This window comes from Flagellimonas baculiformis (assembly GCF_033441575.1).
GTDB lineage: Bacteria > Bacteroidota > Bacteroidia > Flavobacteriales > Flavobacteriaceae > Flagellimonas > Flagellimonas baculiformis.
Genome location: NZ_JAUZVW010000014.1, coordinates 68,081 through 80,573 on the forward strand (window position 1 = coordinate 68,081; position 12,493 = coordinate 80,573).

Here is a 12,493-nt window from a genome sequence, read left to right on the forward strand (position 1 = left end):
TTATCGTTACTTTTGAGGTAATGAAAATGATCGCGATCATTTTGGCAATGGCCACGCTGGCACTCTCCTCTTACCCTTGTTGTCAAGAGACTGCCGATGCATCCATGGAACATAGTGGGCAAGATCACCATGAAACACCATGCGATACCGATTCGCCCTGCTCTCCCTTCTATGCATGTGGCAGATGCCCGGGATTTACTGTGGAGTATGTCCAGATCTATTTTTTCACATTGGACATGGTACAGGAATTGCCGCCGGTCCCCTATTTGGAATCCATTCCAAAGGAAGTGCACTCCGTCCCGTTCAAACCACCGCGTTTTATTTGAAGTTTCAGCACATCACTAGCCCTTTTAAGGGCACAATGATAAGTCCAGGACTTTCTGGTCAACTTCAAAAAAACATTTAAATATGAAATTCAAACTATTGCTGGTGCTTTCCTTTTGGGGAATGGCATCCGCTTTTTCGCAGAACACTTTTAGGGCCACTATAAAAGACGCAGTGACCCAAGAACCCATTACCGGGGCCACGGCCGTCTTCACCTCCCTTGAAAAAGGGGTCATATCCGACCAGCAGGGGGCAGTCTCCATCACTGGAATACCGGATGGAACGTTCCAACTGGAAGTAAGGTTTATTGGGTACGCCACAATGAAACGCACCCTTACTTTTCCGTTGGACGATGTATTGCAGGGCCAGACCATTTTGATGGTCCCCCAAACGGAGGAAATGGAGGAGATTACCTTGGTTTCCACCCGAAGCAGCAGGACCATTGAGGATATCCCTACAAGAGTGGAGGTCATTGCCGGGGAAGAACTTTCCGAAAAGGGCAACATGAAACCCGGCGACATTCGCATGCTGCTCAATGAAAGTACCGGAATCCGGACGCAACAAACATCGGCCACCAGTTACAATTCCAGTATCCGTATCCAAGGACTTGACGGAAGGTACACCCAACTCCTACGTGATGGTTTTCCCCTGTACTCTGGCTTTGCCAGTGGGTTGAGCCTAATGCAGATTGCTCCTTTGGACCTGAAACAAGTGGAAGTGATCAAAGGTTCCAGTTCCACCCTGTACGGTGGTGGGGCCATAGCCGGATTGGTGAACCTGATTTCCAAAACTCCCGAAGAAGAACCAGAGCTCAGTTTTATGGCCAATGGCACCTCGGCCCTGGGCCTAGATTTGAGTGGTTTCTACTCCCAAAAGTTCAATCGGTTGGGCACCACCATTTTTGCATCCTACAACATGGGCAGCCCGTACGACCCGGCGGATATAGGATTGACGGCCATTCCCAAATTTGATAGATATACGCTGAATCCCAAACTATATTGGTATGCCGGTGAGCGTACCGAGATCATGCTGGGCCTCAACGCTGTGCTGGAGGACCGATTGGGCGGAAACATGGACCATGCAAAGGGAAACCCCGTGGACAATCCCTATTTTGAAGCCAATGACACGGAACGCCTTTCCACCCAATTTGGATTCAAACATGGTTTCCATGATCGTTCCCGGTTGGAATTCAAGAACAGTTTCAGCTTTTTTGACCGCAACATCCAAATTCCCGATTACACTTTTTCGGGATATCAACGCTCGTCGTTCAGCGAACTGAACTATTCCCCTTCATTGGATGTCATGGAATGGATCTTTGGCCTGAACCTATGGACCGAATATTTCGACCATGCATTGGAAAACGATGCCGAAGCCTTGGACTACTCCTATCAGATTTTCGGTCTATTCGCCCAAAATGTATGGCCAATGAACGAAAACCTATCCTTGGAGACCGGATTGAGGGCCGATTTTCACTCCGACTATGGTGCGATGGCTCTCCCCCGTATGTCCATTCTATATGAACCAAACAATGCATTGACCTTCCGTTTGGGAGGGGGATTGGGCTATAAAACCCCGACTGTTTTTACCGAAGATGCGGAACGTCTGCAGTTCAGAAATGTGCTGCCCATCGACCCGGAAAATGTTGACCTCGAGCGTTCCATTGGTGGAAATTTTGACATCAATTACAGATGGGTTCCCATGCCCGGAATGAGCATGTCCGTCAATACCTTGCTTTTTTATACCAAAATCAATGACCCACTCTTGCTGACCATGGCGGGGAACGGGTTTTATGAGTTTGAACAGCCAGAGGGTTATGTGGACACCCGTGGTGCGGAGGTCAATCTTAAGGTCAAGTACGGGGATTTTAAATTGTTTACCGGATATACCCATGCCAACGTAAAGCAGCATCAGGGAGGAACAGCCACTGACTTTCCCTTGGTGGCGAAGCATCGACTGAACAATGTGTTGATGTACGAAAAGGAAGAAAATCTTTGGGTGGGACTTGAAGCCTATTATTACAGTCCCCAAAAATTGAGTTCTGGGGAAACGGGCCAGTCGTACTGGATATTGGGCCTAATGAGCGAAAAGAAACTGGGTGAACATTTCTCCATCTTCTTGAACTTCGAAAACTTCCTGGACGCTCGCCAGACTCGCTTCGATACCATATTTACAGGAAATTTGGAGGACCCACAGTTCCGGGACATTTATGCTCCTGTTGATGGTTTTGTGGTCAATGGTGGATTCAAAATAAGCTTTTGATGCCACTAGGTAATATTACAACCCATGTAGGAATTGATCGTATAATTTCATAATATTGTAATGGTAGAATGTTCCCCTCTACATCAACCTAATCAATGCCTTTGCCAATGTTAAGCAAAGAATCTGACAAACTCAGTTTGTTCAAATATCTAGAGGGTGTCTTCAACGACCTGGAACAACAAAAAATTGCCCTGGACAAATCTGCCATTGTAGCGTTTACGGACACCAAAGGGGATATCACCTATGTAAACGACAAGTTTTGTGAAATCTCCCAATATGCGAGGGAAGAGTTGATGGGACAAAATCATAGGATCATCAATTCTGGCTACCATGACAAGGGGTTCTTTACCCATCTTTGGCGTACAATTGCCCAAGGAAAGGTCTGGAGTGGGGAAATAAGGAACCGTGCCAAGGACGGATCGTACTATTGGGTCTATACCACCATTGTCCCCTACTTGGGTGCCAACGGAAAACCCTACCAATACGTCTCCATTCGGTTTGACATCACCAAACAGAAAAACCAGGAATTGGAGCTGAAACAAAGGACCAAGCAGTTGGAAGATTTTTGTTTCATTGTCTCCCATAATCTCAGGGCCCCTCTTTCCAACCTTCTTTTGCTCACCTCGATGATAAAGGAAAGTGATTCATTTGAAGATCAAAGGGCGCTCATCGACAAATTGGCCAAACCGGTCCATATCCTGAACGAAACCTTCAATGAACTGGTGGAGTCCCTACAGATCAGACAGGATGTAAACATCAAAAAAGAAAAACTGCGGTTCGATGAATGTTTTCAAAAAACCATGGAAAGTCTAAATGTTGATGTCATATATCCAGATATTACCATAGATGCCAATTTTGAAAAAGCACCAGAAATCTCCTATCCCAAAAAATATTTGATGAGCATTATGCACAATCTGCTCAGCAATGCCATCAGGTACCGCTCCCCAAAGAGAAAATTGAAAGTGGAACTGGAAAGCTACCTCAAGAACGGGGAAGTACACATGAAAGTCCGTGACAATGGCATAGGAATAGACATGGCGGCCAATGAAAAGAAACTATTCGGATTGAGAAAAACATTCCATGACAACCACGATGCCAAAGGATTTGGCCTTTTTATCACGAAGACACAGGTAGAGACCATGGGAGGTGCCATATATGCCGAAAGCGAGCTTGAAAAAGGGAGCACTTTCTTTGTACAGTTCCATAAAAATGAATCTTATGAAAGAAATTGATACCCTCTTCCTCGTTGACGATGACGATACCTACCAATTTATTGTCGAGCGAACCCTTTCCTCCACCAAGCTCGTAAAATCCATAAGGATTTTTTCCAACGGCAGGGAAGCTATAGATTTCTTGGAATCCTCCATTGGCGACCCCAACTTGATACCTGATGTGATACTTTTGGATTTGACCATGCCCATTATGGATGGGTGGCAGTTTCTTGAAAATTATATTTTGCTTAAACCACGCATTGGGAAAAAGGTCCATATCTATGTGGTCTCTTCCTCCGTTGATCCCTCGGATGTGGAAAGGGCGAAGAACATCAGCGAGGTATCCGATTATCTTGTCAAGCCACTCACCAAGCAAAAACTGATCCTGCTGTTGAGCAGTCTTGTTTGATAGTTTTGCCCTTATCATTTAGAGTCTCTTCAACTGGAAATCTGTAGTAAAGGAAGAAATCAGTGTTGTGCGCAGGCTTTGACAAAGGCATCCCTCCTCCGTGTGGAAACCTCGATCTTGGTACCATCGGAAAGAACAGCATATCCATCTTTATGGTAAGAGGCCACAAAATCCAAATTGATAAGGTGCGAATTATGGGTCCTGAAAAATTGATGTCCATCCAGCATCTGCTCAAAATGCTTCAAGGTTTTGGAGGCCGTGTATTTTTTTCCATCCGATGTAAAGATATGGGTATAGTTCACATCGGCCTGGCACCGGACCACGTGGGAGACCAGAAGAAAGACATAACCTTCTTTGTGCGGAACACTGATCCTTTTCGGACTGTTTCCTTTCGACACATTGGACAGCAGCACGTTGATCCGTTCATGCAGCTGGGCCTGTTCCGTTTTGTCCAGTGCTTTTTGAAAGGCAAACTCAAAATCGTCCCGGTCCACAGGTTTTAGCAGATAGGCAATGGCCGAAAACTTGAAGGCCTCGATGGCATACTTTTCATAAGCCGTGGTGAAGATAAGGCTGAAATCGCGATAGGTCACCGCTGAAAGGAAATCAAACCCGGTTCTGTCATGCAGTTGCACATCCAAAAAAACAATATCGGGGCGTAGGGCATCCACTCCTTTTAGGGCCGCTTCCATAGTACTGAAACTAACGATTTCCACATGATCCGAATGCGGTCCGAGCAAATGCGTCAAACGGTCTATGCAATGCTGTTCATCATCAATTATGGCTATGGTCATCTGTGTCACTATCCGTTCTTAAAAAATGGTCTCCAAAGGCAGGCTCACCTCCACACGGGTGCCCCTTTCCTTGCCTTTGTCCAAAATGTCCAATTTTCCTTTGCTGTTCTTCTGTGCGTTCAGGATTTCCAATCGGCTTTCTGTAATGGCCACCCCGAACGATTTCTTTGTTGCCAAAACACCATCTTCCGTCTGCCTACCGCGTCCATCATCATCCACAGTGCACAAAAGCATGTTTCCTTGTTTGGCAATGCCAATGGAAATGTGTCCCTGATCGATTTTTTGGGAAAATCCATGCCAAATGCTGTTCTCTATGAACGGTTGCAATAGCATGGGAGGTACCGCTATATTGTCCGTATCCAGGCCCTCCTCCACTTTGATTTGATAAGAAAACTTGCCCGGTTGCCTTTTGCTCTCGACCTGAAGGTAAAGCTCCAGAAATTTCAAATCTTCGGCCAACGGGATTTCCTTGACCTCGGAATTCTCGAGCACCATCCGCATCAATTTGGCAAATTTGGTGAGGTATTCCATGGCCGTGCCAGTGTCATTTTTCAAGATATAATCGCCAATGGAGTTAAGGGAATTGAAGATGAAATGAGGGTTCATTTGGGCCCTGAGCGCTTTGAGCTCGGTATCGGAGACCAGTGCCCTGAATTCTGCTTCCTTTTTCTGCTCAAGATCATCCCTTCGGCGTTTGTACAGCATAAAACCAAATACCGAGGCCAGAAGCAGGCCCCCACCGCCCAAAAGGGTCGCCCTCTTGATGGTCGTCTGTCGTTCAATCTCTGCCTTTGCAACGGTCCGTTCCTTTTCAAAATCAAATTCCAATTGCTTTCGGTTGATCTCCACCCTCCTGTTCTGTCCGTTGAGACTGTCCTTCAGCACCGAGAATTTTTTATAGGCTTCTAGGGCATCGGAAAAATCCCCTTTCGCCGCATACACATCGGCCAACGTCCCCCATGCCGATTTTTGCAGGAACAGGTTTCCCTGCGCATCGCTCAGTTCCAATGACTGTTTTGCATACTTTTCGGCCATTTCGTAATCGTTGTTGCCCAGATAGGCCATAGAGGCATTGGCATAGGCCGTGGGCCGGACAAACTCGATCCCGTATGCTTCAATGAGCGCAATACTTTTCTCTGCCGATACCAGTGCGGAATCCACTTGCCCATCCTGCCCATAGATTAATGAAAGATTACTGTACAGATTGGCCTTGTAGGTAGGGTTGTTCCTCACCTGTTCCAAGTCAAGGGCCTTGTTGTAATAATAGATTGCGGAGTCCAGCTGGTGGATGGAACCATAAATATTGGCCATATTGGCCGTAGCGGTCAGTTCAAGGTTCTTGTCGTGCTTCAACACCTGTTTGAAAAAGTCCAGTGCCTTCCCATATTCTTCCTGCTCGTAGTAGAGGGTACCTATGCCACCGTAGATGCTCCACCCATATGGTTTCAGCCTTCTGTCCTCCTCCATCAAGGCAAGGGCCTTATGATAGAATTCCTGGGCCTTGTATGGATTGGAAAAGGAATACTGATAGATGAGGGCCATTCGCTCATAGGCAAGCATGGTTCCCCTGCCATACCCCATTTTTGTTGAGATCTCAAGGGTCTTTTCAGCAAAATCCAGCAATGTAGTGTCCGCAGGATTTGCAAAAAGGGCCTGCTTGGTGTAGTGGTTCCTAAGGTCGATGGTGGCCGTGTCAATAATGGATCGGTCCTCCATCAATCGGGAAAGGGAATCCAGCTCCTTCTGAAACTGTTGTGCGGATATGGGCAGAATAAAGGCAACGAAGGCAAACAAGCACAGAGTGCGTTTCATAAAAGCATCCATTTAGCGTAAAGTCAAGGAATGATGAAAGTACACATTTTAGCAAAAAATAAACACTCCCCTGCACAAAATAAAAATACACGACCACAGGATCAATAGGGCTTTTGAAGGTGTGATGGTTCCTCTAATTTCGGAATATATAAAACCAAACCTCGCAATTTATGGACATACAAAACATCACCCAATACTTTACCCGCCCCCAAAAATTGATCTTGGGCGTCTGCAGCACCATTGCACAGAAATACAAATTGCCCTCGGTCGGGATCAGGATAGCCCTGATTGTCCTCACACTGATCTTTATCCCTTTAGGGATCATGGTGTATTTGGGGGCCTACCTCGCCTTCAACCAAAAGAAAGGCAGAATGGTGACCTTCGGACTGCTTGGGGCCTTGTTGGGCATTCCGCTGAGTTATTACTTCCAATCGGACATGGTCCAAAACTATGGAAGCCTCTATGGGAACACTGGGATGTTCAGTTACCTGAAGAATTTCACGACCATAGTGGATGAATATGATAAGTATGTGGGCAATGGCTGGGACATTGTCTTCAATGTACTGGTGAGCATCGTTGTCTTTGCCTTGATTGGGGGTGTCATCGGATACTTTATGGACAAAAATGAAAAAAACAACCATCAACCCAACTAAAACACAACTGTATGAAATCTAGATCATTCCTTTTGATGACCGTATCATTTGCCATCCTTATGCTTTCCTGTGGAAGTTCCATGGAAAGTGATGCCAAGAAATTTGCCGAGCTACAATGTGAGACCATGCAAGATGCCCTTAAAGGTGGATTTGGCGCCATTGACACCTCCAAGGAGGAACTGATGGACGAATTGGAAGCCAAGTACCGGAAATCGAACGAGCTCACAAAATTCAAACAACTGGTGGATAAAGAGTACAAGGAAAACTGCAAAATAAATCCACAATAAAAATCAATCAATGAAAAAAACCTACCAACATATCTTACTGCTTCTACTTGTCAATGTGTTCCTCTTGGGCTGTTCCGAAAGTGATGATGGACCGGACGATACTGCAGGCGAGTATTATTTCAGTTTCAAGGTCGATGGCACACAGGTATCCTATGAATTCACACCCAACACACAGATCAATCTCACTGGAATTATAGATCATGACACTACATCAGACCTATATGCTGTCAACATTGCGGGTATAGACAACATTTTTGAAACGGAACCGACCAATAGGTTCACTATTTTTCTAGGTGATTCTGAAAACTTTGCCACAGGAATAGCTTATACCAATTTGCAGGGCCAAGGCGATAAAACCCCTGATTCGCTGTTCAGCATGGGTTATTTTGATGGAGAGGGAAACCTCTACAGTGCCGGGTTGAACAGTACCCCGACCCCGCTCTATGATCTGGCCACAGTACGTTTTACGGAAATCACGGATTCCCATATCAGTGGGTCATTTTCAGGAACCTTGAAATGGTACGATACCAGTGTCGGGACGGTGGAACTGGTTGGATCGGTCGTCATTACCGAGGGGGCGTTCAAGGTGCCCCGTTACTGAACTATCCACGGATTGTCGGTACTTCCTAGAAAATGTCCATCCAAGATCTGCTTTTGGGGAACGGGTATATAATTGGTTTTTCACATAAAACCAAAAAAACCGACCCCGCTACCTATTCCTTTATACTTTTTCGCAGTATTTTCATCCCAACTATAAAAAAGCAATATCATGAAACGAACACTGCTATGCCTATTGGTCTTCCAATTGGTGGGATGTACGGAACTCCAACAGGTGGTCAACCAACTGCCCCAAGGAGGCACAGGAATCGGAAATGCGGAAATAGCCCAAGGGCTACGCGAGGCCCTGAACATGGGCATTGAGAAACAAGTGAACAAACTGGCCAACGAGAATGGCTTTTTTAGGAACGAACTGGTCAAGATACTTCTTCCTGAAGAACTTCAAAAAGTGGACAAGACATTGAGGGACGTAGGTTTGGGAAGTTTGGCCGATGAGGGGCTCAAGATCATCAACCGTGCAGCGGAGGATGCCGTTGGTGAGGCCACCCCCATTTTTGTTGATGCCGTGAAAGGTATCACGTTCAACGATGCCAAACAGATCCTGTTGGGCGCCGATAACGCCGCTACGCAATATCTCGAGCGGTCCACGAAGACCCAGTTGTATGGAAAGTTCAACCCGATCATCAAGAATTCGTTCCAAAAAGTGGGCGCGGACAAAATCTGGAGCAACATCATCACGAAGTACAACAACCTGCCACTCACCAATGACGTGAACCCAGACCTGACCGATTATACCACCAATGAAGCCTTGGAGGGCGTATATACCATGATTGCTTTAGAGGAAAAGGAAATACGGACAAAAGTTTCGTCCAGAACAACGGATTTGTTAAAAAGGGTATTTTCCCTTCAGGATTAATGCTAATTTTTTCACAATAATGCAATAAGTGAAAAATAAGCCCGTTATTAACTCAATAAAAGAGAACAAGTATAACATATTCCTAAAGTTAAATTAACCTCTTGCTGAAGGTTAAACAGGAATTTTGCAACGAGTTAGTTATCTGAGTTAGCATTTTTTTGAGTTAGTTAGTTTAAAAAACCGGTGGGCCACACCGGTTTTTTTGTTCATTGCTTTTGGTAAAGGCCATCAAAGGCAACGGAAACCACTTTTTCACCTTGCAGCACTTCCCATAACTGTCTGACCGTTCCATCACTGTTTTGGGTCCAGGTGATCCGGTTGCGGTACTTCTTTCCATCATCTTTGGCAAATTCATCGGACACCAATATCATTTGATCACCCTTCCTGTTCCCTTTCAATTTTAGATGTGAACCCGTATTGTCCACCCACAACTGTTCCCATTGTTGGGTGTCCTTGTTGTAAAAATTCAAGCTTGTGCCCGTGTACCCGGCGTTGGCACTTGTCCAATTTTCCCTAATCGCGCAACCGCCCTCTTCCCTACTGATGATACTTGTGCCCGCAGGTTTGCCATCCCCATGGTTCACTACGTTCCACTCCCCCATCCAAAAGTCGAATGCCCGCTGCCCTTCGGAACAACAGTTACAGGCACCCTTTTCCTGGGCATGTGTCACGGCACAAACCATGAATGCAAAAAATACCAATCTTTTCATACGCTATCGGTTTTTGTAGCCATCCATACTTATATTAAAGGTACGTTAATTTAAATCTAAAGAAATGTGAGAAAATGTACTCATGGAGGTCAGTTTCGTTAAATTTTAGATAAAATACCTGATTTCTAGACATATATCATCAGAAGGTGTCATCCACATGTCCGTTTTGGACGTATCTTTAGCATAACAAATCTTGGGAACAATGGACAATCAATATTGCAAAGTAGGGGCAGTTACCCCGATCACCAGCGGAAACCAGGCAATCTATGTTCTGGAAGTAATGTACAACAACTTCGTTGAAAAAGCGGCCAATGTAACACAGGCCGATATGCACTTGGTGGAATTTTTCAAAAGAAAGGCGCAGAGCATCAAAAAGACCTTGGAAAGTCTGGGTTGAGTTTTAAGGCAATTTTGCCAACTCCAACTCCATTTCCCTTTGGATTTCCCTTGCCTTTTTCGCAGCGACTTGCGCAAAATCATGCCCGTTAGAGGCATACAATATGCCGCGCGAGGAATTGACCAAAAGTCCTATGTCCTTAGTGATTCCGTAGGTGCAGACTTCCTGAAGGCTTCCTCCTTGCGCCCCGACCCCAGGGACCAATAAAAAACTTTCTGGCACTATTTCCCGGATTTCTTTCAAGAAAGATGCCTTGGTCGCCCCGACCACATACATCAACCTTTCCGAACCCTTATAGGTTTTTGAAGTGGCCAAAACCTCTTTGTACAGTTCCCTATCCCCCACTTTTTGGGTCTGGAAATCAAATGCCCCTTGGTTGGAGGTCAGCGCCAACAAAATGGTATGCCTGTCCTCAAACTCCAAAAAAGGCTCCACGGAATCCCTGCCCATATACGGTGCAATGGTAATGGAATCAAAATCCATCGTTTCAAAAAAGGCCTTTGCGTAGCGCGTGGACGTGTTTCCGATATCGCCCCGCTTGGCATCGGCTATGGTAAATATTTCCGGATGCTCGCTGTTCAGGTATTCCATGGTACGCTCCAAGGATTTCCATCCCTTCAACCCATAGGCCTCGTAGAAGGCAATATTTGGCTTGTAGGCCACGCAGTAGGGATGTGTGGCATCGATGATGGCCTTGTTGAAAGCAAAAATGGGATCTTCATCGCCCAGTAAATGTGCTGGAATCTTATCCAAATCCGTGTCCAGACCAACACAGAGAAACGATTTTTTCTGACGGATCTGGGAAACTAGGTGTTCTATCTTCATTTCAAAAGGTTCTCGACTGCGCTCGAACTGACATACAAGACCAGTCAATAAAAAGTTTAAAAAATCTCCGAAGCCTCTTTCAGTTTTTCGGTGTTCTCCACCAACATCAGCTCATCGATTATTTTTTGGACATCGCCATTCATGATATTCTGCAGGTCATACAGGGTAAGACCAATCCTGTGATCGGTGACCCTTCCCTGCGGATAGTTGTACGTTCGGATCTTGGCCGAACGGTCCCCACTGCTCACCTGGGAGTTTCGTTTGGCAGCATCCTCGGCCTGTCTTTTGGCCAATTCCATGTCGTACAATCGCGAACGGAGTACTTTGAAAGCCTTGTCCTTGTTCTTGTGTTGGGATTTTTCGTCCTGGCACTGGGCCACGATACCTGTGGGAAGGTGGGTCAAACGTACCGCGGAATAGGTAGTGTTCACCGATTGTCCTCCAGGTCCTGACGAACAGAAATAATCGATGCGGACCTCTTTGGGGTCTATCTGCACATCAAATTCCTCAGCTTCGGGAATCACCATCACGGTCGCTGCACTGGTATGGACCCTACCTTGTGTCTCGGTCTGGGGCACACGCTGCACTCGGTGGACGCCCGCTTCAAATTTCAAGGTACCGTACACATCCTCTCCAGTGACCTCAAAATGGATTTCCTTGTATCCGCCACTGGTCCCTTCGCTCAAATCGATGACGTTGGTCTTCCAGCCTTTGGACTCACAGTACTTGGTGTACATCCGGAACAGGTCCCCGGCAAAGATACTGGCCTCGTCGCCGCCGGTCCCGGCCCTGATTTCCATCACTACGTCCTTGGCATCTTCCGGGTCTTTGGGAATCAACAGGAACTTGATCTCCTCTTCCAACTTGGGCAGGGCACTCTTGGCCTCATCGAGTTGCATCTTGGCCATCTCCACCATTTCGGGATCACTGCCATCGGCGATGATCTCTTCAGCCTCGTTGATGTTATTGGTCAGGGTTATATAATCCTCACGCTTTTCCGCGAGCACTTTCAGGTCCTTATATTCCTTGTTCAATTTGATGTACCGCTGCTGGTCCGAAATGACATCGGGCTGTATGATCAGATCGGAAATCTCATCGAAACGTTGCTTTACTATATTGAGTTTGTCAAGCATAGATCAATCTTACTTAGGGATGCGAATTTACGATTAATTTGTACATTTAGTGAATACCATGATTCCAATATTCCGTCTTAGAACATACCTGTTGGTTTTCCTTTTCTATAAAACCATTCTATTGGTATCCACTGTGATAGCAATTGTGCTCCTATTTTTCAAAGTCCCTTTTTCTGCAATTATAGCTTTGAAATTGATATTTATA

The 12,493-nt window shown here is 45.8% G+C and carries 14 protein-coding genes; 9 read left to right on the forward strand and 5 right to left on the reverse strand.

Features of this window, described 5'->3' with window-relative positions; genetic code table 11:
• Nucleotides 1-20 precede the first annotated feature (20 nt).
• The 4 genes from SD450_RS16815 to SD450_RS16830 all read left to right on the forward strand — a co-directional run bounded on the left by SD450_RS16815 (nt 21) and on the right by SD450_RS16830 (nt 4,203).
• A complete protein-coding gene (locus SD450_RS16815) occupies nt 21-326 on the forward strand; it encodes a hypothetical protein (protein ID WP_318345604.1) in 306 nt (101 codons plus the stop codon).
• 82 nt (nt 327-408) lie between these two features.
• Nucleotides 409-2,583 (forward strand): TonB-dependent receptor, encoded by a 2,175-nt coding sequence (locus SD450_RS16820; protein WP_318345605.1) that lies wholly within the window; start codon nt 409-411, stop codon nt 2,581-2,583.
• Nucleotides 2,584-2,720: 137 nt separating this feature from the next.
• Complete coding sequence (locus tag SD450_RS16825) at nt 2,721-3,815, forward strand: PAS domain-containing sensor histidine kinase (protein ID WP_318345606.1); 1,095 nt, start codon at nt 2,721-2,723, stop codon at nt 3,813-3,815.
• Nucleotides 3,802-4,203, forward strand: a complete 402-nt coding sequence (locus SD450_RS16830) for a response regulator (RefSeq protein ID WP_318345607.1) — start codon at nt 3,802-3,804, stop codon at nt 4,201-4,203. Before SD450_RS16825 ends, SD450_RS16830 begins: the two co-directional genes overlap by 14 nt.
• Nucleotides 4,204-4,262: 59 nt before the next feature.
• On the opposite strand, the gene SD450_RS16835 is transcribed toward SD450_RS16830, so the two are convergent.
• Both SD450_RS16835 and SD450_RS16840 read right to left on the reverse strand, forming a co-directional pair.
• Nucleotides 4,263-4,997, reverse strand: a complete 735-nt coding sequence (locus SD450_RS16835; RefSeq protein ID WP_318345608.1) for a LytR/AlgR family response regulator transcription factor — start codon at nt 4,995-4,997, stop codon at nt 4,263-4,265.
• An 18-nt stretch (nt 4,998-5,015) separates the two neighbouring features.
• Nucleotides 5,016-6,809, reverse strand: coding sequence for a tetratricopeptide repeat-containing sensor histidine kinase (locus SD450_RS16840; RefSeq protein WP_318345609.1), 1,794 nt, complete (start codon nt 6,807-6,809; stop codon nt 5,016-5,018).
• Nucleotides 6,810-6,979: 170 nt separating this feature from the next.
• On the opposite strand from SD450_RS16840, the gene SD450_RS16845 reads away from it, so the two are divergent.
• The 4 genes from SD450_RS16845 to SD450_RS16860 all read left to right on the forward strand — a co-directional run bounded on the left by SD450_RS16845 (nt 6,980) and on the right by SD450_RS16860 (nt 9,223).
• Nucleotides 6,980-7,462 carry a PspC domain-containing protein gene (locus SD450_RS16845; RefSeq protein ID WP_318345610.1) on the forward strand — a complete coding sequence of 161 codons (483 nt, stop codon included), beginning with the start codon at nt 6,980-6,982 and terminating at the stop codon, nt 7,460-7,462.
• Between the two features lie 11 nt (nt 7,463-7,473).
• On the forward strand, nt 7,474-7,749 hold the full coding sequence (locus SD450_RS16850) for a hypothetical protein (RefSeq protein WP_318345611.1): 276 nt from the start codon (nt 7,474-7,476) through the stop codon (nt 7,747-7,749).
• Nucleotides 7,750-7,759: 10 nt separating this feature from the next.
• Complete coding sequence (locus SD450_RS16855) at nt 7,760-8,350, forward strand: hypothetical protein (protein ID WP_318345612.1); 591 nt, start codon at nt 7,760-7,762, stop codon at nt 8,348-8,350.
• 168 nt (nt 8,351-8,518) lie between these two features.
• Complete coding sequence (locus SD450_RS16860; RefSeq protein WP_318345613.1) at nt 8,519-9,223, forward strand: DUF4197 domain-containing protein; 705 nt, start codon at nt 8,519-8,521, stop codon at nt 9,221-9,223.
• A 206-nt stretch (nt 9,224-9,429) separates the two neighbouring features.
• Here SD450_RS16860 and SD450_RS16865 read toward each other — a convergent pair whose 3' ends face one another.
• Nucleotides 9,430-9,933, reverse strand: a complete 504-nt coding sequence (locus tag SD450_RS16865; protein WP_318345614.1) for a hypothetical protein — start codon at nt 9,931-9,933, stop codon at nt 9,430-9,432.
• Nucleotides 9,934-10,135: 202 nt separating this feature from the next.
• Between SD450_RS16865 and SD450_RS16870 the strand changes: the two genes are divergently transcribed.
• Entirely contained in the window at nt 10,136-10,330 is a 195-nt protein-coding gene (locus SD450_RS16870) for a hypothetical protein (RefSeq protein WP_318345615.1), read from the forward strand.
• 3 nt (nt 10,331-10,333) lie between these two features.
• On the opposite strand, the gene pyrF is transcribed toward SD450_RS16870, so the two are convergent.
• Both pyrF and prfA read right to left on the reverse strand, forming a co-directional pair.
• Nucleotides 10,334-11,155 carry an orotidine-5'-phosphate decarboxylase gene (pyrF, locus tag SD450_RS16875; RefSeq protein WP_318345616.1) on the reverse strand — a complete coding sequence of 274 codons (822 nt, stop codon included), beginning with the start codon at nt 11,153-11,155 and terminating at the stop codon, nt 10,334-10,336.
• Between the two features lie 56 nt (nt 11,156-11,211).
• A complete protein-coding gene (prfA, locus tag SD450_RS16880) occupies nt 11,212-12,288 on the reverse strand; it encodes a peptide chain release factor 1 (RefSeq protein WP_318345617.1) in 1,077 nt (358 codons plus the stop codon).
• Nucleotides 12,289-12,493 lie beyond the last annotated feature (205 nt).

Excerpts from the sequence above, each read along its gene's own strand:
- pyrF (WP_318345616.1), bottom strand. The coding sequence starts at position 11,155 with ATGAAGATAGAACACCTAGTTTCCCAGATCCGTCAGAAAAAATCGTTT.
- SD450_RS16870 (WP_318345615.1), top strand. The coding sequence starts at position 10,136 with ATGGACAATCAATATTGCAAAGTAGGGGCAGTTACCCCGATCACCAGC.
- SD450_RS16815 (WP_318345604.1), top strand. The coding sequence starts at position 21 with ATGAAAATGATCGCGATCATTTTGGCAATGGCCACGCTGGCACTCTCC.
- SD450_RS16865 (WP_318345614.1), bottom strand. The coding sequence starts at position 9,933 with ATGAAAAGATTGGTATTTTTTGCATTCATGGTTTGTGCCGTGACACAT.
- SD450_RS16835 (WP_318345608.1), bottom strand. The coding sequence starts at position 4,997 with ATGACCATAGCCATAATTGATGATGAACAGCATTGCATAGACCGTTTG.
- SD450_RS16850 (WP_318345611.1), top strand. The coding sequence starts at position 7,474 with ATGAAATCTAGATCATTCCTTTTGATGACCGTATCATTTGCCATCCTT.
- prfA (WP_318345617.1), bottom strand. The coding sequence starts at position 12,288 with ATGCTTGACAAACTCAATATAGTAAAGCAACGTTTCGATGAGATTTCC.
- SD450_RS16845 (WP_318345610.1), top strand. The coding sequence starts at position 6,980 with ATGGACATACAAAACATCACCCAATACTTTACCCGCCCCCAAAAATTG.
- SD450_RS16820 (WP_318345605.1), top strand. The coding sequence starts at position 409 with ATGAAATTCAAACTATTGCTGGTGCTTTCCTTTTGGGGAATGGCATCC.
- SD450_RS16840 (WP_318345609.1), bottom strand. The coding sequence starts at position 6,809 with ATGAAACGCACTCTGTGCTTGTTTGCCTTCGTTGCCTTTATTCTGCCC.
- SD450_RS16855 (WP_318345612.1), top strand. The coding sequence starts at position 7,760 with ATGAAAAAAACCTACCAACATATCTTACTGCTTCTACTTGTCAATGTG.
- SD450_RS16830 (WP_318345607.1), top strand. The coding sequence starts at position 3,802 with ATGAAAGAAATTGATACCCTCTTCCTCGTTGACGATGACGATACCTAC.
- SD450_RS16860 (WP_318345613.1), top strand. The coding sequence starts at position 8,519 with ATGAAACGAACACTGCTATGCCTATTGGTCTTCCAATTGGTGGGATGT.